The following is a 19,860-nucleotide window of genomic DNA, read 5'->3' as shown; positions in this document are numbered from 1 at the left end:
AGGGTCGGTGTCGTACGGCGTCGGGCGGACCGCGGTCAGTCCCGGCCCGCGGCGGCCGGGCGGGGCGTGCGGGCCGGGCAGCAGTCGGCCGGGCACACGTCGTGGCTCGGGCCCAGCGCGCCGAGCGCGCACCGGGTGACCGGCTCCCCGCGTTCGGCGGCGGCACGCTCGGCGACCAGCTCGCGCACGGCGGCGGCGAACCTCGGGTCGGCGCCCACCGTGCCCGCGCGGGCGACCGGCAGTGCCAGCTCCGCGGCCTTGGCGGCGGCCTCGGTGTCGAGGTCGTACCTGACCTCCATGTGGTCGGAGACGAAGCCGATGGGTGCCATCACGACCGCGGGCGTCCCGGCGGCGTGCTCGGCCTCCAGGTGGTCGCAGATGTCGGGCTCCAGCCACGGGATGTGCGGGGCGCCGCTGCGCGACTGGTAGACGAGCTTCCAGGGGTGGTCCACGCCGGTCGCCTCGCGCACCGCCTCCGCGATCACGGCGGCCACGTCCAGGTGCTCCGCGACGTAGGCGCCGCCGTCGCCGTGCGCCTCGACCGGCCCGGAGGTGTCGGCGGCGGAGGTCGGGATGGAGTGCGTGGTGAACGCGATGTGGGCGCCGTCGCGCGCGTCCGCGGGCAGCTCGGCGAGCGCGGCCAGCACCGCGTCGGCCATCGGCAGCACGAAGCCGGGGTGGTTGAAGTAGTGCCGCAGCTTGTCGACCTGGGGCACCGGCAGCCCCTCCTCGGCCAGCGTGGCGAGCGCGTCGGCGAGGTTCTCGCGGTACTGGCGGCAGCCGGAGTAGGAGGCGTAGGCGCTGGTGGCAAGGGTGAGCACCCGGCGGTGGCCGTCACGCGCGATGGCGCGCAGGGCGTCGGTCAGGTACGGCGTCCAGTTGCGGTTGCCCCAGTACACCGGCAGGTCGAGCCCGTGCGCGGCGAAGTCCTCGCGCAGCGCGTCCAGCAGTTCGCGGTTCTGTGCGTTGATCGGGCTGACGCCGCCGAACAGGAAGTAGTGCCGGCCGACCTCTTTGAGCCGCTCGCGCGGGATGCCGCGTCCGGCGGTGACGTTCTCCAGGAAGGGGACGACGTCGTCAGGGCCCTCGGGGCCGCCGAAGGAGAGCAGCAGCAGGGCGTCGTACGGGGTGGCGTCCACGGGGGCATCGAGCGCATCGGGCATGCCACCGATCCTGCCACCCGGCGCCCGGCCGCTCGCGCCGCCCTCCGCCGCGCGCCGCACCGCCCGCCTCCGGCGTGTCCGCGCACGTGCGCCGGGGGAGCCGCGCGAGGCCGTGGCGTGAACGGTCGCCGCCCGCGCGCAAATCGCTTGCCGCCCGGCGACCGTAAGGTGTATTCAGCACGTACACGCCTTACGGCGCCGGTCCGTCGCCACCACCCCACCCGCCCGGGCGGCTCACCCCTGCCCTGATTCCTGGAGCGCCCCGTGCTCGCCCCGTACCGCGCGATCTTCGCCGTCCCCGGCACCCGGGGGTTCTCGACGGCCGGGCTGATCGGGCGGATGCCGCTGTCGATGCTGGGGATCGGGATCGTCACGATGATCTCCCAGGTCACCGGCCGCTACGAGCTGGCCGGCGGCCTGACCGCGACCCTGGCGCTCGCGGCGGCGGCGATCGGGCCGCAGGTCTCCCGGCTGGTCGACCGGCACGGGCAGCGCCGGGTGCTGCGCCCGGCCGCCGTGCTCACCGTGTCCGCGGTGGCCGCGCTGCTGGTGTGCGTGCGGCTCGGGGCCCCGGACTGGACGCTGTTCTGCTGCGCGGTGCTGGCCGGGGCGACGCCGAGCATGGGCTCGATGGTGCGGGCCCGCTGGGCGGTGATCTACCAGGGCTCCCCGGCGCTGCACGCCGCGTACTCCTACGAGTCGGTGATGGACGAGGTCTGCTTCATCGTCGGCCCGATCGTGTCCATCGGTCTGAGCACCGCGTGGTTCCCGGAGGCCGGCCCCCTGCTCGCGGCCGTGTGCCTGGCCGTGGGCGTCTTCTGGCTCACCGCCCAGCGGGCCACCGAGCCGGTGCCGCACCCGCCCGAGCACCACACCGGCGGCTCCGTGCTGCGCTCGGCCGGCCTGCGGGTGCTGGTCACCACGTTCACCTGCACCGGCGCCATCTTCGGCGGGGTCGACGTGGTGACGGTGGCGTTCGCCCAGGAACACGGCCACAAGGCGGCGGCCAGCATGGTGTTGGCGGTCTACGCGCTGGGCTCGTGCGCCGCCGGGATGGTCTTCGGGCTGGTCCGGCCGCGGGGCCGGGCACCGCGGCGCTTCGTGCTGGGGGTGTGCGCGATGGCCGTGAGTATGATCCCCCTCCAACTGGTCGGGAACCTGCCCGTCCTGGCCGTGGCGCTGTTCGTCGCGGGGCTGTCCGTGGCTCCCACGATGGTCACCACCATGGCGCTGGTCGAGCAGTTGGTGCCGCGCGCGAAGCTGACCGAGGGCATGACCTGGACGAGCACCGGGCTCGCGGTCGGCGTCGCCCTCGGGTCCTCCGCCGCCGGGTCGGTCGTGGACGCGGCCGGGGCGGCCGCGGGGTACGCGGTGCCGGGCGCCGCCGGGGCTGCGGCCGCGGTGGTGGCGTTCCTCGGGTACCGCCGGCTGCGTCCGGCGCCTGAGCGGGAGGAACCGCAGGCAGATGAGCGCGACGAGCACGACCGGCGGGACGACTACGTGGCGTAACTGGGCGGGCAACGTGACCGCCACGCCCCGGCGGGTGGTCACGCCCGCGTCGGTGGACGAACTGGCCGACGCGGTGCGCCGGGCCGCCGAGGACGGGCTGACCGCCAAGGCGGTGGGCACCGGTCACTCCTTCACGGCCGCCGCCGCGACCGAGGGGGTGCTGATACGTCCCGAACGGCTGACCGCGATACGCCGGATCGACGCGGACGCGGGCACCGTCACCGTCGAGGCGGGCCTGCCCCTGCACCGGCTGAACCGGGCGCTGCACGCGGCGGGCCTGTCGCTCACCAACATGGGCGACATCATGGAGCAGACGGTGGCGGGGGCGACCAGCACCGGCACCCACGGCACCGGCCGCGCCTCCGGTTCTCTCAGTGCCCAGGTCACCGCGCTCGAACTCGTCACCGCCGACGGCTCGGTGCTCACCTGCTCCGCAAGCCGGAACGCGGACGTCTTCGCCGCCGCCCGGCTCGGCCTCGGGGCGCTCGGCGTGGTCGCCTCGCTCACCTTCGCCGTCGAGCCCGCGTTCCTGCTGACCGCGCGGGAGGAGCCGATGCCGTTCGCGCGCGTCACCGAGGAGTTCGGCCAACTCGTCGCGGACAACGAGCACTTCGAGTTCTACTGGTTCCCGCACACCGGCAACTGCAACACCAAGCGCAACAACCGCAGCGCCGGACCGGCCGCCCCGCTGCCCGCGCTGCGCGGCTGGCTCGACGACGAGCTGCTGTCCAACGGGGTCTTCCAGGCGGCCTGCGCGCTCGGCAAGGCGGTCCCCGCGGCCATCCCCGGCATCGCCCGGCTCTCCAGCCGCGCGCTGTCCGCCCGCACCTACACCGACACCGCCTACAAGGTCTTCACCAGCCCGCGCCGGGTGCGCTTCGTGGAGATGGAGTACGCGGTGCCGCGCGAGGCGGCGGTGCCCGCGCTGCGCGAGCTGAAAGCGATGGTCGAGCGGTCCGACCTGCGCATCAGCTTCCCCGTCGAGGTACGCGTGGCGCCCGCCGACGACATCACGCTGTCCACCGCCTCCGGCCGCGACTCGGCGTACATCGCCGTGCACATGTACCGCGGCTCGCGCTACCAGGAGTACTTCACCGCGGTCGAGCGGATCATGACCGCCCACGAGGGGCGGCCGCACTGGGGCAAGCTGCACACCCGCGACGCGGCCTACCTGGCCGGGGTCTACCCCCGCTTCGGCGAGTTCACCGCGCTGCGCGACCGGCTGGACCCGGCGCGGGTGTTCGGCAACGACTACCTGCGCCGGATCCTGGGCGACTGAGCCGCGCCCCGGGGCGGGGCGTCAGTCCTGGGCGGACGCGGACGGGCCGCCCGCGGCCTCGCCACCGGCCGCGCCCTGGCCCTGGCTCTGTCCCTGCGACTGCCCCTGGCCCTGGTCCTGTCCCGAGCCCTGGCTGTCCGAAGGGTCGGGCGACGGGCTCGGGCCGGTGGCGCCGCCGGTGGACGAACTCGGGTCCGGGCCGGGACCGGTGGGGGACCCGCCGCCGCGGCCGTCGCCGGAGCCGTCCGGCCCGTGCGACGCGCCGCCGCCCGTACCGCCGTTGCCGCCGTCGTCCGTGCCGCCGGTGGAGTCCTGGGACGGCTGGTGGCGCGGCGTGTCGTGTGAGGTGCCTCCGCCGTCGACCGCGCGGCTGAAGGTGGTGCCGCCCTTGCCGCCGTTCCCCCACCAGCTGGCCATCGAGCTGCCCGCGGCCAGCTCGATCCCGGTGACGACCACCATGACGGCCGCGAAGAGCGCACCCGCCGCCAGCAGGGAGCGCCGCCAGCCGCGCACCCGGGTGCCGTGCGTGGTCGCCTCGCCGTACTCGCCGATGGCCGGCGGCGCGGTGGAGGCCCGGGGTCCGGGGGCGGGACGGGCGCCGCGGTGCGGGGCGCGGTCGGACGGCCGGGCGAGAGTGGACTCGCGCAGCTGCTCGCCGGTGCGGTGGAAGAAGTGCTGGAAGATCGCGCCGCCCGTGGTGGCCAGCACGCTGACCACGGCGGCGCCCACGATGGTGCCGTAAACCCCCAGGAAGGAGGCGAGGTAGGCGGCCACCAGGGCGGCGGCGCCGCTGCCCGCGACCTGCGGCAGGCTCAGGTCGATACGCTTCTTGTCTGATATGCCTTTACTGCTCCGTTTACTTGACTGAGTACCTATTTCGGGCTTGTCATCCATCTCCGTCCCTCGGTAGGCGCACTTCTCCATCTTGCACAGAGAAGGGACAGATGGCCGAACGCGTCAGTTCCGGTTCTGGACGTTCTGTGAACATCACCACCCACGCGGCGGTCACGGGCCGTGTTCGGCCACGGAACTCCGCTGACCTCCCGCGACTTGGGCGGCGCGGTGCTCCACCCGAGTGGTCCGAATGGAGTACTGTGGCCAGCCCGGGCATCGGTTTCCCGTCCGGCTGCCCGGAACCTGCCGGAGGGACGAGACGGTGCCATGCGACCCAACGCCGCCCAGCAGGACCGGAATTGGCAACACGCGTGACAGGGAGTGATGATTTTCGTCACTTTGAGTCGCGAAACAGGTAACCGTGCCATAACGGCGGGTCGGAGAAGGTCCCCGACACGCCGGGGAAGTCGGCAAGGTTGTGGCAGGCAGCAGTCGGGCAGGCCACACTCGTTCTTCGGGAGCAGCGACGCACGTGACGTCGGCAGGCACCACCCGGGAGGTCCCCATGCCCGATCTGCGTGTCGTGGCCGTCAGCAACGACGGCACACGACTGGTGCTCAAGGCTGCGGACAGCACGGAGTACACGCTTCCGATCGACGAACGCCTGCGTGCCGCCGTGCGCAACGACAGGGCGCGTCTCGGGCAGATCGAGATCGAGGTGGAGAGCCACCTCCGCCCCAGGGACATCCAGGCCCGGATACGGGCGGGCGCCTCCGCGGAAGAGGTGGCCCAGCTCGCCGGAATCCCGGTCGAGCGGGTGCGCCGGTTCGAGGGACCGGTGCTGGCCGAGCGGGCGTTCATGGCCGAGCGGGCCCGCAAGACCCCGGTACGGCGGCAGGGCGAGAGCACCGGGCCGCAGCTGGGTGAGGCGGTGGCCGAACGGCTGCTGCTGCGCGGCGCGGAGAAGGACAGCGCGCAGTGGGACTCCTGGCGGCGTGACGACGGCACCTGGGAAGTGCTGCTGGCCTACCGGGTCGCGGGCGAGCCGCACTCGGCCAGCTGGACCTACGACCCGCCGCGGCGACTGGTGCAGGCGGTGGACGACGAGGCGCGCGCGCTGATCGGCGAGACCGCGCCGGAACAGCCGGAGCCCAGCTTCCCGTTCGTGCCGAGGATCGCCCGGCTGCCCAGGGACCGGCCGCTGGACCGCGCGATGGACCGCCAGCTGGACCGCGCGGAGCGGACCGACCGGAGCGAGCGGTCCGACGACCGCGCGGAGCGTGCCGAGGAGGACCGCGACTCGCTGACCAGCCTGCTGGAGGCGGTGCCGAGCTTCCGTGGCGACATGGTGGTGCCGTCGGCGCCCGCCGCCGAGCGGGAGACCCCGGCGGTGGCCGAGGACGACGAGGAGACCGAGGCCCAGGAGGCGGCGCCGCCCGCCCCGGCGGCCAGCGCGGGCGCCGGTTCCGCGTACGCGGACGTGCTGATGCCGCGCTCGGTGGCGGGCCACCGCGACCGCCTCGTCGGCACCACGGACCGGCAGGCCGAGGCGGACGGCGTCCGGCCGGGCCGCCGCGCCACGGTGCCGAGTTGGGACGAGATCGTCTTCGGCAGCAGGCGCAAGAAGGAGTAGCGCTCCGGCGCTCCGGACGGCGTTCCCTGAGGCGGGCCCGCGTACGCGCGGGCCCGCCTCAGGTGCGTCAGCCCCGCTGCGCGCCGGTGGCGACCGGGCGGGAGCCGTCGTGGGTCCACTCGCTCCACGAGCCCGCGTACAGCGCCGCCGGGACGCCCGCGACGGCCAGTGCGAGGACCTCCTGCGCCGCCGAGACGCCCGAGCCGCAGTAGACGCCGACCTCCGCGTCAGCGGTGGCGCCCAACGCCGCGAAACGCTCGGCGAGTTCACCGGCGGGCCGGAAGCGGCCGTCGGCCTCCAGGTTCTCCGTGGTGGGCGCGCTGACCGCGCCGGGGATGTGGCCGGCGACCGGGTCGATGGGCTCCACCTCGCCCCGGTAGCGCTCCCCCGCGCGCGCGTCCAGCAGGACCCCGCGACGGGCGAGCGCGGCGGCCTGGTCGGCGTCGAGCAGCGGCAGGGCGCCCGGGCGCGGGGTGAAGTCGCCGGGCTCGACGGTCCGTTCACCGGTCTCCAACGGGCCGTCCCAGGCGGCGAGCCCGCCGTCCAGCACCCGCACGTCCTCGTGCCCGGCCCAGCGCAGCAGCCACCAGGCGCGGGCCGCCGCCCAGCCCTTGTCGCCGTCGTAGACCACGACCGGGCGGCCGGCGCTCACCCCGGCGCGGCGCATCGCCTCGCCGAACACCGCCGGTTCGGGCAGCGGGTGGCGCCCCGAGGCACCCGGCTCGCCCGCGAGTTCGGTGTCCAGGTCCACGTAGGCCGCGCCGGGGATGTGCCCGGCCTCGTACTGCGGCCGTCCCGCAGGTCCGCCGAGCTGGTAGCGCACGTCGAGGACGGCGGGCCGCAGCGTCCGGAAAGCGTCGCCGCTGAACTCCGTTACGGAGATGATGGGATCCATGGCACTCATTGTGTCCCCAGCGCGTTCTACGGATCACGTCGTACGAAGCGGCGCGGGAGAACCGGCTGTCCGGCTGATCGTCACCCCACGTCAACGGCCGTGATGCGGACAGGACATACCCAATCGGGCATTCTCCTGCCGTGCTGAGGCGAATCCGGCGCGGCCGGTGCCCGTCCCGCTCGCGGCGGTGCCACCATCGTCTCGGCCCGTCCGCCGCCCAACCGTCGTGCCCCATCCGTCGTGCGAGGAGAGACAACCGACATGACCGAGGTTCCGGCCCGGCGTTCCCCGGGAGCACCCTGCTGGGTCAGCCTGCTGACGCGCAGCCTGCCGGTGGCGCAGGAGTTCTACAGCGGCCTGTTCGGCTGGGAGTTCCAGCGCGGCCCCATGCACTTCGGGCCGTACGTACGTGCCGTGCTGGACGGCGAGTTGGTCGCCGGGATCGGCGAGAACCCCAGGGGCCGCGCGCTGCCGGTCTCCTGGACGACCTATCTGTCCACCCTGGACGCCGACCACACCGCCGAGCTGGTCCGCGACTGCGGCGGCACGGTGGCCGTGGGCCCGCTGGACGCGGACGACGAGGCGGGCCGGATGGCGATCGCCATGGACCCCGAGGGCGCGGTGTTCGGCGTCTGGCAGCCGTTGACCCACCTCGGCGTGGGGGTGTGCGGACGGCCTGGCACCCTGGGCTGGAACGAACTGGTGACCAGGCAGACCACAGGCCTGGGCAAGTTCTACGCGGCGGTCTTCGGCTTCGAGCCGCAGCGGGCGGACGGCGTGGACGCCGACCACCTCACCCTGCGGCTCCAGGGCGTCCCGGTGGCCGGGATGCGGGGACTCGGGCGGGCGCTGCCGCGCGATCTGGGGGCGCACTGGATGACCTACTTCGAGGTGGACGACACCGACGCGGCGGCGCGCCGGGCGGCCCGGCTGGGCGGGCGGGTGCTGAGCGGGCCCGAGGAGTCGGTGCGCGGCCGCACGGCCGTCGTGCGCGACCCGGAGGGCGCGGTCTTCGCGCTGCTGAGAACGAGGCGCTGACCCGCGCGGCCCTCGGGCGGGCGATCCGCCGTCGGGCTCACTCCACCGGCAGGACGTCCGGGGAGAGCGCGGCGGCGCGCGCCGCGGCGGCGGTCATCCGGCGGATGTGGTGACGTCGGCACAGCACCTCGTAACCCACCTCGTGCTCGGCCTGGTTGACGTCTCCGACGACCACCTGGGCGCCCTCGACGACCATGCGTCCGCCGACCGTGCGGGCGTTGTGCGTGGCGCGGGCGCCGCACCAGCACAACGCCTCGACCTGGAGCACCTCGATGCGGTCGGCGAGTTCGACCAGGCGCTGCGAGCCGGGGAAGAGCCGGGTGCGGAAGTCGGTGGTGATGCCGAACGCGAAGACGTCGATCTCCAGGTCGTCCACCACCCGGGCCAGTTGGTCGACCTGCTCGGGGGTGAAGAACTGCGCCTCGTCGGCGATGACGTAGTCGGCCCGGCCGCCGCCGGACAGGTGGCCCACCAGGTGGGCGTAGAAGTCGAAGCCGTCGGCCGCCTCGACGGCCTTGGTGAACAGGCCGAGGCGGGAGGACAGCACGCCCGCGCCCGCCCGGTCGTCACGGGTGTAGATCATCCCGCGCAGGTCGCGCGCCGAGCGGTTGTGCTCGATCTGGAGCGCGAGAGTGCTCTTGCCGCAGTCCATGGTTCCGCAGAAGTACACCAACTCGGACACGGGGCAGCCACGGGCCTTTCTGGACAGGGGGGTCGAACTCGGGTGCCGGACCGGGCGGCGCCGTCGGGTCAGGTGCGGACTTCCAGCAGCGGGACCAGTTGCTCGACCGGGGCGAGCGAGCCGTGCAGGCCGACCATCGCGGACTCCCCCGGCTCGCTACGGGAGGCGATCACCGCGACGTCGTCGTGGGCGACCGCGACCACGTCGCCGATCCGGCCGAGCACGCGCTCGTCCACCCGCGGCCCGAACCAGCCCGCGTCCACGGCCTGTTGACGGGTGGCGACCCACATCCGGTCGCCCAGCACCTCGCTCCACACCGCGTGCACGTCCGCCGCCGCGCCGGGCACCGCGTAGACGTGCCGGGCTCGCGCCTCGCCACCGAGCAGCGCGACGCCCGCGCCCAGCTCCCAGTCGTCGTCGAAGTCGATCCGGTCCTCGGGCGCGACGTCGATCATGCCGTGGTCGGCGGTGACGTACAGGGCGGAGCGCGGCGGCAGTTGCTCGGCCAGCCGTTCGGCGAACCGGTCCACCCGCATGAGCTGCCCGCGCCAGGCGTCGGAGTCCACGCCGTAGCGGTGTCCCATGCCGTCGAGTTCGCTGTAGTACGTGTAGACCAGCGCGCGGTCGCCCGCGCCGAGGCGCTCGGCGGCCAGGTCCATCCGCTCCTCGCCCGAGAGCCTGCCGAAGAACGTGCCGCCGGACAGTGCGATCTTGGTGAGCGGGGTGTGCTCGAAGGCGGGGGCGGAGACCTGGCAGGTGGCCACGCCCGCCGCGTCGGCGAGCTGGAAGACGGTGGGGTACGGCTGCCAGGCGTAGGGGTCGGTGTACGGCTGCCAGCGCAGCTGGTTCATCAGCCGCCCCTCCCCCGGCACCGCGACCGTGTACCCGGCGAGCCCGTGCGCACCGGGCGGCAGGCCGGTGCCGACCGAGGCCAGCGAGGTGGCGGTGGTGGACGGGAAGCCCGCGGTGAGCGGTTGTCCGGTGCCGCCGAGCGATCCGGCCAGCAGCGAGGTGAGGAACGGCGCCTCGTCGGGGTGGGCGCGCAGCAGCTCCCAGCCCATGCCGTCCACCAGGAAGACGCAGACCCGGTCGGCCGGTTCCAGGACGAGCCCGGTGTCCGGGACCCCCGGCACGCCGAGACCGGCGGCCACCGAGGGCAGCAGGTCGGCGAGGGCGGCGGCGCCGTAGCGCGGGGCGGGCGCGGTGCGGATCTCCAGCGGTTCGGGGTCCTGGCCGTACCCGTGCCCGGCCGGGGCGGACGGACGGGTCATCAGCGCTGCGCCGGGGCGCTGGTGGTCGCCTCGGAGAGCGCCTGGGCGAACGCGAGCGTCTGGCGGACCGCCTCCTGGCCGTCGCCCGCCTCGCTGACCCGCAGCGACAGGTCGTCGGCGGTGGAGGAGCCGGTGTAGCCGTGGTCCGCCTCGCAGTTGGGGTCGCCGCAGGCGGCGGGCTCCAGGTCCAGGCGGCTGACGGCGCCCCAGCCGATGGTCAGCACGACCTCGCGGGGCAGCGTGCCGGGGGTGTACGCCTCGGGGTTGGCGACCACCCGGCTGACGACGACCGACGAGATCCGGCCGATCTTCACCGACTCGGTCGAGGTGGTGGCGTACGGGGTGGGCGAGGTGTCGTCGGCGCCCTGCTCGTCGGTGTGGCTGACGAGGAAGCGGGTCGGGGTGAGGACCAGCACGGTCACGTGCCGCCGGACCTCGTTGGCGTCGAAGGTGGTCTCCTGGTTGACCAGGTACGCCACCACCGCTTCCCCGCCGACCGAGGCCTCCACGGCCTCCGCCACGAGGGCCGGGTAGTAGCCGCTGCGCTCGATGGCCGCGCGCAGCCCCTGGGTCGTCGTACCGGTCTTCGCCATACGCACCATCTTAGTGTCGGACCGCCCGGTACCGGTCCGGCGCGTCACAGCGACGACAGCGCGCGGGGGCCGAGGTCGCTGCGGGCCGGAGGGTGCGCCAGCCGGACCGTGGCGCCGAGCACGGTGACCCCCTCGCGGGCCACCACCACCGGCTCCAGGGAGAGCGAGACGACCTCGGGCAGGTCGTCCACCAGCCGGGAGACCCGCAGCAGCAGGTCCGCCAGGGCCTCGGTGTCGGTGGGCTCCGAACCGCGCCAGCCGAACAGCAGCGGCGCCGCCTTGATCGAACGGATCAGCTCGGCGGCGTCCTTGTCGGTCGCGGGCACCAGCCGGTGCGCCACGTCGCCCAGCAGTTCGGAGGCGGCGCCGGCCAGGCCGAAGGAGAGCACGGCGCCCGCGCCCGGGTCGACCGCGGCGCGCACCACGGTGTCCACCCCGCGCGGTGCCATCGCCTGCACCACCGGCAGCACCTCCCGCGCCGGCCCCAGCCGCGAGGTCAACTCCTCGTACGCGCGCCGCAGTTCGCCCTCGGAGGCCAGGTCGAGGCGGACGCCGCCGAGGTCGGCGCGGTGCCGCAGGTGCGGGGCGGTCGCCTTGAGCGCGACCGGGTAGCCCAGCCGTCCGGCGGCGTCGACCGCGGCGTCGGCGTCGGAGGCGGGCAGCGCGGTCAGCACCTCGACGCCGTACCGCCCGAGCAGCGCGCGGGCCGCCTCGTCGTCGAGGGTGACGCCCTGCCCGACCCCGTCGTGGCCGGCGTCCAGCAGCCGTTCCACGTCCTGGCGGGCCCCTTCCTCGTCGATGCCCTCGAACTCCGGCAGCAGCCCCGGCTCCCGTGCCGCCTCGCGCCAGGCCGCGTACCGGACCGCCTCCGCCAGCGCCTGCACCGCGCGCTCGGCGGCCGGGTAGGCGGGCAGCCGCACGGAGGCGTCGGCGTCCGCGTCGCCCGCCAGCCGGTGGGCGAGGCCGTCGAGGGTGAGGTGGACGACGACGACCGGTTTGGCGGCGCCCTCGGCGGCGGTCAGCAGCGCCCGCGCGAGCTGCGGGTCGTCGGCGGCGTCCGGGTCGGCGGCCGCGTCGCGGGTGACCTGCGTGCCGACCCGGGGGATGGCGGTGACCAGGACGGCGTCGACCGCGTCGTCGGCCAGCGCCTCGGTGAGGGCGGCGTGGAAGTCGGCCGGGGACGCGGCGGTGGTCAGGTCGCGCGGCGGCACGGGGCGCAGGCCCGCGGTCAGGGCGATGTCGTAGGCGATCAGGCCGAGCGACTCGGAGTTGCCGAGGATGGCGAGGCGCCCGCCCGCGGGCAGCGGCTGGTGGGCCAGCAGCAGCCCGACGTCCAGCAGTTCGGTCACCGCGGCGACCCGGATGACGCCCGCCTGCCGGAACAGCGCGGAGACGGTGGCGTCCGGGATGCGGCTGATCGGGACGGTGTGGCCGGGCGGCAGGCTGCCGGAGTGGCGGGCGCCCTTGACCACGACGACCGGCTTGGCCGCGGCGGTACGGCGGGCGAGCCGGGTGAACTTGCGTGGGTTGCCGATCGATTCGAGGTACATCAGCACGACGTCGGTGTGCGGGTCGTCGTGCCAGTACTGCAGGAGGTCGTTGCCGGAGACGTCGGCGCGGTTGCCCGCGGAGACGAAGGTGGAGACCCCGGCCATGCCCGCGCCCCTGCGGTGCAGGCCGGACAGCAGGGCGATGCCGATCGCGCCGGACTGGGTGAACAGCCCGAGCCGTCCCGGCGCCGGTGTCTCCGGTGACAGCGTGGCGTTCAGCCGCACGTCGGCGGCGGTGTTGAGGACGCCGAACGCGTTCGGGCCGAAGACCCGCATCCCGTACGACCTGGCCTGGCGGACCAGGGCACGCTGCCGGTCGCGGCCCTCGGGCCCCGACTCCGCGTAGCCGCTGGCGATCACCAGCAGGCCCTGGACGCCGTGCGCGCCGCAGTCCGCGACCGCGTCCGGCACCCGGTCGGCGGGGACGCACAGCACGGCGAGGTCGACCGGTTCGCCGATCTCGCCGACCGAGCGGCAGGCGGGCACCCCTTCGGGCTCCAGGCGGGCGGGCGGCGGGCCGAAGTGCGGGTTGACGGCGTGCACGGTGCCGGTGAAGCCGGCGCCCAGCAGGTTGCGCAGCACGATCCGGCCGACGCCGCCCTCGGCGCGGCCGGTGCCGATGACGGCGACCGAGCGCGGGGCGAGCAGCCGCTGCACGGACCGGGCCTCGGCGCGCTGTTCGCGGGCGCGCATCACGGCGACGGACGCCTCGGTGGGCTCCAGGTCGAGTTCGAGCCGCACGACGCCGTCGGTGAAACTGCGGTGCGCGGTGTACCCGGCGTCGGTGAAGACCTTGATCATCTTGCGGTTGGCGGGCAGCACCTCGGCGTCGAAGTGCCGGATGCCGCGCTCGCGGGCGACGGCCGCGATGTGCTCCAGCAGGGTGGAGGCGACCCCCCGGCCCTGGTGGGCGTCCTGGACCAGGAACGCGACCTCGGCCCGGCCGCCCTCCTCGGTGGCCGGCGCACCGCGCTCGTCGACGCGGTCGTAGCGGACGGTGGCGATGAACTCCCCGCCCACGGTGGCCGCGAGCCCGACCCGGTCGACGTAGTCGTGGTGCGTGAAGCGGCGCACGTCGCGGTCGGACAGCCGCGGGTAGGGCGCGAAGAAGCGGTAGTACTTCGACTCGTCGGAGACCTGTTCGTAGAAGCTGACCAGGCGCCCGGCGTCGTCGGGGGTGATGGGACGGATGTGCGCGATCCCGCCGTCGCGCAGCACCACGTCGGCTTCCCAGTGGACCGGGTAGCTCGCGGCAGTCTCCATGAGCGCAAGGGTAGGCCGCGCTCTGGGCGCTCGCGCCCACCGGCCGCGCGGGGCGCGGCCCGTGCCGCGCGGCCCGGCCTACGCTGGGTGGACGGGCCGCTTCCGCACCCGTGATATGACTGGTCTAGACAACGTAAGGCAGCAGAACTTCCAGAAGGGTCACCACCATGGCTGAGCGCCGCGTCAACGTCGGCTGGGCCGAGGGCCTGCACGCCCGCCCCGCGTCGATCTTCGTCCGCGCCGCGACCGCCGCCGGTGTGCCGGTGACGATCGCGAAGGCCGACGGCAGTCCGGTCAACGCGGCCTCGATGCTGGCCGTGCTCAGCCTGGGCGCGACCGGCGGTGAGGAGATCGTGCTCGCCACGGACAGCGGCGCCCCCGAGGCCGAGGTGGCGCTGGACCGGCTGGCGAAGCTGGTGGCCGAGGGCCTGGAAGAGCTGCCCGAGACGGTCTGACCGGCCGATCGCGGACCTACCCGGCGGCCGTCCGGCCCGGGCCTGGTGACCGGCCGCGTGGCCGTTGGCCCCCGAGGAACGCGAAGGCGGCGCCCCCTGGACGTGGGGGCGCCGCCTTCGTCCGTCTCCCGCCGGGCGTCAGCCCTTGACGACGCTCACCGGGCCGATGCCCAGCGCCTCGACCGGCTCACGGATCGCCGACGCGTCGCCGACCAGCACGACCACCAGCCGCTCCGGCGCGAAGGCGTTGACCACCGCGGCCGTCGCCTCGACGGTCCCGGTCGCCGCCAGCCGCTCGTACAGCCGGGCCTGGAAGTCGTCCGGCAGGTGCTGCTCGACCTGCTCGGCGAAGGTCGCCGCGACCGCGGCGGCCGTCTCGTACTTCAGCGGCGCGACGCCGACGAGGTTCTGCACCGCGACGTCGCGCTCCTCGTCGGTGAGCCCGCCCTCGGCCAGGGTGCGCAGCACCTTCCAGGCGTCCTGAAGCGCGGGGCCGGTGACCTCGGTGGCCACGGACCCGCTGATCGCCAGCAGCGACGCCCCGGTCCCGTCCGGCGCCGACCGCAGCACCTGGGCGAAGGCCCGCACGCCGTAGGTGTAGCCCTTCTCCTCCCGCAGCACCCGGTCGAGCCGCGAGGTGAGCGTGCCGCCCAGGCAGTACGTGCCGAGCACCTGCGCGGGCCAGGCCGCGTCGTGCCGGTCGGGCCCGGTGCGGCCGATCAGCAGCTGGGTCTGCACCGCGCCCGGGCGGTCCACGATCACCACGCGCGCGGTGTCGTCGGCCACGATCGGCGGCACCGGGCGGGCCGCGCCCGCCTCGGCGGTCCAGGCGCCGAGCGTGTCGCCCAGCACCTCCTCCAGGTCGAGCCCGGTCAGGTCGCCGACCACGACGACGGTGCCGGTGGAGGGCCGCACGTGGGCGTCGTAGAAGGCGCGGACGGCGGCGGCGTCGATGCGGGCGACGGTCTCCTCGGTGCCCTGCCGGGGACGCGACATGCGCGAGGTGGCGGGGAACAGTTCCTTCGACAGCGTGACGGCGGCCCGGCGGGCGGGATTGGCCATCTCGTGCGGGATCTCGTCCAGCCGGTTGTTGACCAGCCGCTCGACCTCGCCGGCGGGGAACGCGGGGGCGCGCAGCGCGTCGGCAAGCAGCCCGAGCGCCTTGGCCAGCCGCGAGGCGGGCACCTCCAGCGACACCTCGACGCCCGGGTGGTCGGCGTGCGCGTCCAGCGTGGCGCCGCAGCGCTCCAGCTCGGCGGCGAACTCCTCCGCGGTCAGCGTGTCGGTGCCCTCGGAGAACGCCCGGGCCATGATGGTGGCGACGCCGTCCAGTCCCTCGGGTTCGGCGTCCAGCGGCGCGTCCAGCAGCACCTCGACGGCGACGACCTGCTGGCCGGGCCGGTGGCAGTGCAGCACGGTCAGGCCGTTGGCCAGGGTGGTGCGCTCGGGGGCGGGGAAGGCCCAGGGCTTGGGCTGCCCGGCCTGCGGACGCGGGTGCAGCGTCATCTCGGTGGCGGTGTCGGTCATCAGGCGTCCTCGCCCTCTTCCTCGATGGGGTCCACGACCGGCGCGTCCGGCTCCTCGCCCGCGGCCTCGCCGCCGGTCGGCTCGTAGACCAGAACGGCGCGGTTGTCCGGGCGCAGCCGCGCGGCGGCCACCTGCCTGACCTCCTCGGGCGTGACCTGAAGGACCCGCTGGACGGCGGTGAGCGCCAGCTGCGGGTCGCCGAACAGCACGGCGAACCGGCACAGTTCGTCGGCCCGGCCGCCGACGGTGGCCAGCCGGTCGAGCCACTCGCGTTCCAACTGCGCCTGCGCGCGCTCCATTTCGGCGGGGGTCGGCCCCTGTTCGGCGAACCGGGCGAGCTCCTCGTCGACCGCGGCCTCGATGGCCGTCACCTCGGCGCCGGAGGACGCCTTGACGTCCAGCCAGCCCATCGACGGCGCCCCCGCCAGCCGCAGCATCCCGAAGCCCGCGCCGACGGCCGAGCGGTCGCGCCGGACCAGGCGGTTGTGCAGCCGGGACGACTCACCGCCGCCCAGCACGGTCAGCGCCAGGTCGGCGGCGTCGGCCTCACGGGTGCCGTCCTGCGGCAGCCGGTAGGCGGCCATCAGCGCGCGCGAGGGCACGTCCTCCTCGACCACCTGGCGCACCTCGCCGCCGATCACCTCGGGCAGCGAGCCGTCGCGCGGCGCGGGCTTGCCGTCGTGCGCGGGAATCGAGCCGAAGTACTTCTCCACCCACTCCAGCGTCCGCTGCGGGTCGATGTCGCCGACGACCGACAGCACCGCGTTGTTGGGCGCGTAGTAGGTGCGGAAGAACGCCCGCGCGTCCTCCAGGGAGGCCGCGTCCAGGTCGGCCATCGAGCCGATCGGGGTGTGGTGGTACGGGTGGCCCTCGGGGTAGGCCATGGCGGTCAGCCGCTCGAACGCGGTGCCGTAGGGAACGTTGTCGTAGCGCTGGCGGCGCTCGTTCTTGACCACGTCGCGCTGGTTGTCCAGGCTCTCCAGGTCGAGCGCGGTGAGCAGGCTGCCCATCCGGTCGGCCTCCAGCCACAGCGCCAGCTCCAGCTGGTGGGCGGGCATGGTCTCGAAGTAGTTGGTGCGCTCGAAGCTCGTGGTGCCGTTGAGCGAGCCGCCCGCGCCCTGCACCAGCTCGAAGTGGCCGTTGCCGGACACCTGGGCGGAACCCTGGAACATCAAGTGCTCGAAGAGGTGGGCGAGTCCGGTGCGGCCCGCCACCTCGTGGCGCGAGCCGACGTCGTACCAGAGGCATACCGCGGCGACCGGGGTCAGGTGATCCTCGGAGAGCACCACCCGCAGCCCGTTGGCGAGACGGTGCTCTGTCGCTGTCAGGCCGCCGGATCGTGCCTCCGGCGTGGCCGTGTGACCCATGGGCAAGCTGTCCTTCCGGTCGCGAAGTCGGTAGAAGGCCCACTCTAGGCAAGCGGAGGGGCACCTTGCGAAGTTCCTCCCCCGGCGAACGGGTACGACGGGTCGAGGTCGGCACTGTCGGTGCGGCGGTCCACAATGGAGCCGGTCGGATCCCGACGCCCGATCCGCGTCCCGCCCGGGACCGCCCGCACCGCCCGCACCGTTCATACCGTTCGTACCGTTCACACAGACCGCACCGTTCACACTGTCCGTACCGTTCGTCCAAGGAGCAGCCGCGCGATGCCCCGCCGCAGCACGAAGACCCCGCCTCCCGACGACTTCGAGGAGCGCATCCTCGACATCGACGTCGTCGACGAGATGCAGCGCTCCTACCTGGAGTACGCCTACTCGGTCATCTACTCGCGCGCCCTGCCCGACGCCCGTGACGGCCTCAAGCCGGTGCAGCGCCGGATCATCTACCAGATGAACGAGATGGGCCTGCGCCCCGATCGCGGCTACGTCAAGTGCGCCCGGGTCGTCGGCGAGGTGATGGGCAAGCTGCACCCGCACGGCGACGCCTCGATCTACGACGCGCTGGTGCGCATGGCGCAGGGCTTCTCCATGCGCATCCCGATGGTCGACGGCCACGGCAACTTCGGCTCGCTCGGCAACGACGACCCGCCGGCGGCGATGCGGTACACCGAGTCGCGGATGGCGCCCGCCGCCATACTGATGACCGACTCCATCGACGAGGACACCGTCGACTTCGCGCCGAACTACGACGGCCAGGAGCGCGAGCCGATCACGCTGCCCGCCGCGTTCCCCAACCTGCTGGTCAACGGCGCCTCCGGGATCGCGGTCGGCATGGCGACCAACATGGCGCCGCACAACCTCGGCGAGGTGATCGCCGCCGCCCGCCACCTGATCCGCCACCCCAACGCGGACCTCGACGCGCTGATGCGGCACATCCCCGGCCCCGACCTGCCCACCGGCGGCCGGATCGTCGGCCTGTCCGGCATCCGGGACGCCTACGAGACCGGACGCGGCTCGTTCAAGATCCGCTCCACGGCCGTGATCGAGAACGTGACCGCCCGCCGCAAGGGCATCGTGGTCACCGAACTGCCCTTCACGGTCGGCCCGGAGAAGGTCATCTCGAAGATCAAGGACCTGGTCGGCGCCAAGAAGCTCCAGGGCATCGCCGACGTCAAGGACCTCACCGACCGCCAGCACGGCCTGCGCCTGGTCATCGAGGTCAAGAACGGCTTCAACCCGGAAGCGGTCCTGGAGCAGCTGTACAAGCTGACGCCGATGGAGGAGTCCTTCGGCATCAACAACGTGGCGCTGGTGGACGGCCAGCCGCTCACGCTGGGGCTGAAGGAGCTGCTGGAGGTCTACGTCGACCACCGCTTCGAGGTGGTGCGGCGGCGCAGCGAGTTCCGGCGCACCAAGCGCAGCGACCGGCTCCACCTGGTCGAGGGCCTGCTCGTGGCGCTGGTCGACATCGACGAGGTCATCCGCCTGATCCGCTCCAGCGAGAACTCCGCGCAGGCCAAGGAGCGCCTGATGGAGCACTTCTCGCTGTCTGAAGTGCAGACGCAGTACATCCTCGACACCCCGCTGCGCCGGCTGACCAGGTTCGACCGGCTGGAGCTGGAGTCGGAGCGCGACCGGCTGAACGCGGAGATCGCCGAGTTGACGCGCATCCTGGAGTCGGACTCCGAGCTGCGCAAGCTGGTCTCCGGCGAACTGGCCGACGTGGCCAAGAAGTACGCGACGCCGCGGCGCACCGTCCTGCTGGAGTCCGCGGGCACGCCGGTCGCCGCCGTGCCGCTGGAGGTCTCCGACGACCCGTGCCGGGTGCTGCTGTCGGCGACCGGCCTGCTGGCGCGCACCGTGACGGCGGAGCTGCCGGACCCGGACGCGGACGGCAAGCGCAGGAAGCACGACGTGGTGGTCTCGGCGGTGCCCGCGACCACCCGGGGCGACGTGGGCGTGGTCACGTCGGCGGGACGGCTGCTGCGGGTGACGGTGGTCGACCTGCCCGCGCTGCCGGACACCGTGGCGGCACCGAACCTCGCGGGCGGCGCGGCCGTCACCGAGTTCGTCTCGCTCGCCGACGACGAACGCGTGCTGTGCCTTTCGACGCTCGACGAGTCCTCGCCCGGCCTGGCGCTCGGCACCGAGCAGGGCGTGGTCAAGCGCGTGGTGCCGGACTTCCCCGCCAACAAGGACGAGTTCGAGGTCATCTCGCTGCGCGAGGGCGACCAGGTGGCCGGCGCGGTCGAACTGCGCACCGGCGAGGAGGATCTGGTCTTCATCACCGACGACGCCCAACTGCTGCGCTACCCGGCGGGTCAGGTACGGCCGCAGGGCCGTCCGGCGGGCGGCATGGCGGGCATCAAACTGGCCGAGGGCGCCAAGGTGATCTCGTTCACCGCGGTCGACCCGGCGGCCGACGCGGTGGTCTTCACGGTGGCCCGCTCGGAGGGAACGCTGGACGGCGCGGCGCAGGCCGGGGCGAAGCTGACCCCGTTCGACCAGTACCCGCGCAAGGGCCGCGCCACCGGTGGCGTGCGCTGCCAGCGGTTCCTGCGCGGGGAGCAGGGGCTGGCGCTGGCCTGGGCGGGCGCGGCTCCGGCGCGGGCGTGCGACGCGGGCGGCTCGCCGGTCGAGTTGCCGGACGCCGACCCGCGCCGCGACGGCTCGGGCCTGCCGCTGCCGAAGCCGGTCGCGGCGGTGGCGGGACCCGCGTAGGGCGGCGAGTCGGCGGTGGGGAACGGAGGGTGGCCGGGGCGCGGGGGCGTCTGGACGGACGGGGCGCC

The 19,860-nt window shown here is 74.1% G+C and carries 15 protein-coding genes; 6 read left to right on the top strand and 9 right to left on the bottom strand.

The window, feature by feature from the left end:
• Window positions 1-35: 35 nt before the first annotated feature.
• Window positions 36-1,163 (bottom strand): ferrochelatase, encoded by a 1,128-nt coding sequence (locus tag CK485_RS03495; RefSeq protein WP_109447543.1) that lies wholly within the window; start codon window positions 1,161-1,163, stop codon window positions 36-38.
• Between the two features lie 264 nt (window positions 1,164-1,427).
• Between CK485_RS03495 and CK485_RS03490 the strand changes: the two genes are divergently transcribed.
• Window positions 1,428-2,672 carry an MFS transporter gene (locus CK485_RS03490; RefSeq protein WP_109446794.1) on the top strand — a complete coding sequence of 415 codons (1,245 nt, stop codon included), beginning with the start codon at window positions 1,428-1,430 and terminating at the stop codon, window positions 2,670-2,672.
• The gene (locus CK485_RS03485; protein WP_109446792.1) at window positions 2,629-3,951 is read left to right on the top strand and encodes a D-arabinono-1,4-lactone oxidase; all 1,323 of its coding nucleotides are present in this window, start codon (window positions 2,629-2,631) and stop codon (window positions 3,949-3,951) included. Before CK485_RS03490 ends, CK485_RS03485 begins: the two co-directional genes overlap by 44 nt.
• A 21-nt stretch (window positions 3,952-3,972) precedes the next feature.
• On the opposite strand, the gene CK485_RS03480 is transcribed toward CK485_RS03485, so the two are convergent.
• Window positions 3,973-4,845: a hypothetical protein gene (locus tag CK485_RS03480; protein ID WP_109446790.1), complete on the bottom strand. Its 873-nt coding sequence runs from the start codon at window positions 4,843-4,845 to the stop codon at window positions 3,973-3,975.
• A gap of 472 nt (window positions 4,846-5,317) precedes the next feature.
• On the opposite strand from CK485_RS03480, the gene sepH reads away from it, so the two are divergent.
• Window positions 5,318-6,418, top strand: a complete 1,101-nt coding sequence (gene sepH, locus CK485_RS03475; RefSeq protein ID WP_109446788.1) for a septation protein SepH — start codon at window positions 5,318-5,320, stop codon at window positions 6,416-6,418.
• Between the two features lie 67 nt (window positions 6,419-6,485).
• On the opposite strand, the gene CK485_RS03470 is transcribed toward sepH, so the two are convergent.
• The gene (locus CK485_RS03470) at window positions 6,486-7,313 is read right to left on the bottom strand and encodes a sulfurtransferase (protein WP_109446786.1); all 828 of its coding nucleotides are present in this window, start codon (window positions 7,311-7,313) and stop codon (window positions 6,486-6,488) included.
• Between the two features lie 261 nt (window positions 7,314-7,574).
• On the opposite strand from CK485_RS03470, the gene CK485_RS03465 reads away from it, so the two are divergent.
• A complete protein-coding gene (locus CK485_RS03465) occupies window positions 7,575-8,351 on the top strand; it encodes a VOC family protein (protein ID WP_109446784.1) in 777 nt (258 codons plus the stop codon).
• A gap of 37 nt (window positions 8,352-8,388) precedes the next feature.
• Here the strand turns inward: CK485_RS03465 and CK485_RS03460 are convergent, their stop codons facing one another.
• The 4 genes from CK485_RS03460 to CK485_RS03445 form a co-directional block, all read right to left on the bottom strand.
• Complete coding sequence (locus CK485_RS03460) at window positions 8,389-9,033, bottom strand: thymidine kinase (protein WP_109446782.1); 645 nt, start codon at window positions 9,031-9,033, stop codon at window positions 8,389-8,391.
• 68 nt (window positions 9,034-9,101) lie between these two features.
• Window positions 9,102-10,304, bottom strand: a complete 1,203-nt coding sequence (locus CK485_RS03455; RefSeq protein ID WP_109446780.1) for a nucleotide pyrophosphatase/phosphodiesterase family protein — start codon at window positions 10,302-10,304, stop codon at window positions 9,102-9,104.
• On the bottom strand, window positions 10,304-10,897 hold the full coding sequence (locus CK485_RS03450; protein WP_109446778.1) for a DUF5998 family protein: 594 nt from the start codon (window positions 10,895-10,897) through the stop codon (window positions 10,304-10,306). The genes CK485_RS03455 and CK485_RS03450 overlap by 1 nt, the downstream gene beginning before the upstream one ends.
• A 44-nt stretch (window positions 10,898-10,941) precedes the next feature.
• Entirely contained in the window at window positions 10,942-13,710 is a 2,769-nt protein-coding gene (locus CK485_RS03445) for a bifunctional GNAT family N-acetyltransferase/acetate--CoA ligase family protein (RefSeq protein WP_109446776.1), read from the bottom strand.
• 167 nt (window positions 13,711-13,877) lie between these two features.
• Here CK485_RS03445 and CK485_RS03440 point away from each other — a divergent pair, with 167 nt between their 5' ends.
• A complete protein-coding gene (locus CK485_RS03440; protein ID WP_109446774.1) occupies window positions 13,878-14,165 on the top strand; it encodes an HPr family phosphocarrier protein in 288 nt (95 codons plus the stop codon).
• Window positions 14,166-14,303: 138 nt separating this feature from the next.
• On the opposite strand, the gene CK485_RS03435 is transcribed toward CK485_RS03440, so the two are convergent.
• Together CK485_RS03435 and CK485_RS03430 are read right to left on the bottom strand one after the other, a co-directional pair.
• Window positions 14,304-15,692 carry a pitrilysin family protein gene (locus tag CK485_RS03435; RefSeq protein WP_109446772.1) on the bottom strand — a complete coding sequence of 463 codons (1,389 nt, stop codon included), beginning with the start codon at window positions 15,690-15,692 and terminating at the stop codon, window positions 14,304-14,306.
• Window positions 15,692-17,059, bottom strand: a complete 1,368-nt coding sequence (locus CK485_RS03430; RefSeq protein ID WP_109446770.1) for a pitrilysin family protein — start codon at window positions 17,057-17,059, stop codon at window positions 15,692-15,694. Before CK485_RS03430 ends, CK485_RS03435 begins: the two co-directional genes overlap by 1 nt.
• A gap of 279 nt (window positions 17,060-17,338) precedes the next feature.
• Here CK485_RS03430 and CK485_RS03425 point away from each other — a divergent pair, with 279 nt between their 5' ends.
• Window positions 17,339-19,792 carry a DNA topoisomerase IV subunit A gene (locus CK485_RS03425; protein ID WP_109446768.1) on the top strand — a complete coding sequence of 818 codons (2,454 nt, stop codon included), beginning with the start codon at window positions 17,339-17,341 and terminating at the stop codon, window positions 19,790-19,792.
• The last annotated feature ends 68 nt before the right edge of the window (window positions 19,793-19,860 follow it).

The sequence above is a fragment of the Streptomyces sp. ICBB 8177 genome (assembly GCF_003144095.1).
Taxonomy (GTDB): domain Bacteria; phylum Actinomycetota; class Actinomycetes; order Streptomycetales; family Streptomycetaceae; genus Streptantibioticus_D.
This window is presented reverse-complemented; position numbering and strand designations above follow the sequence as displayed.

What these genes read in the sequence shown, in the direction of transcription:
- CK485_RS03480 (WP_109446790.1), bottom strand. Translation starts at nt 4,845, where the DNA reads ATGGATGACAAGCCCGAAATAGGTACTCAGTCAAGTAAACGGAGCAGT.
- CK485_RS03445 (WP_109446776.1), bottom strand. Translation starts at nt 13,710, where the DNA reads ATGGAGACTGCCGCGAGCTACCCGGTCCACTGGGAAGCCGACGTGGTG.
- CK485_RS03470 (WP_109446786.1), bottom strand. Translation starts at nt 7,313, where the DNA reads ATGGATCCCATCATCTCCGTAACGGAGTTCAGCGGCGACGCTTTCCGG.
- CK485_RS03465 (WP_109446784.1), top strand. Translation starts at nt 7,575, where the DNA reads ATGACCGAGGTTCCGGCCCGGCGTTCCCCGGGAGCACCCTGCTGGGTC.
- CK485_RS03440 (WP_109446774.1), top strand. Translation starts at nt 13,878, where the DNA reads ATGGCTGAGCGCCGCGTCAACGTCGGCTGGGCCGAGGGCCTGCACGCC.
- CK485_RS03450 (WP_109446778.1), bottom strand. Translation starts at nt 10,897, where the DNA reads ATGGCGAAGACCGGTACGACGACCCAGGGGCTGCGCGCGGCCATCGAG.
- CK485_RS03485 (WP_109446792.1), top strand. Translation starts at nt 2,629, where the DNA reads ATGAGCGCGACGAGCACGACCGGCGGGACGACTACGTGGCGTAACTGG.
- CK485_RS03495 (WP_109447543.1), bottom strand. Translation starts at nt 1,163, where the DNA reads ATGCCCGATGCGCTCGATGCCCCCGTGGACGCCACCCCGTACGACGCC.
- CK485_RS03455 (WP_109446780.1), bottom strand. Translation starts at nt 10,304, where the DNA reads ATGACCCGTCCGTCCGCCCCGGCCGGGCACGGGTACGGCCAGGACCCC.
- CK485_RS03430 (WP_109446770.1), bottom strand. Translation starts at nt 17,059, where the DNA reads ATGGGTCACACGGCCACGCCGGAGGCACGATCCGGCGGCCTGACAGCG.
- CK485_RS03425 (WP_109446768.1), top strand. Translation starts at nt 17,339, where the DNA reads ATGCCCCGCCGCAGCACGAAGACCCCGCCTCCCGACGACTTCGAGGAG.
- CK485_RS03435 (WP_109446772.1), bottom strand. Translation starts at nt 15,692, where the DNA reads ATGACCGACACCGCCACCGAGATGACGCTGCACCCGCGTCCGCAGGCC.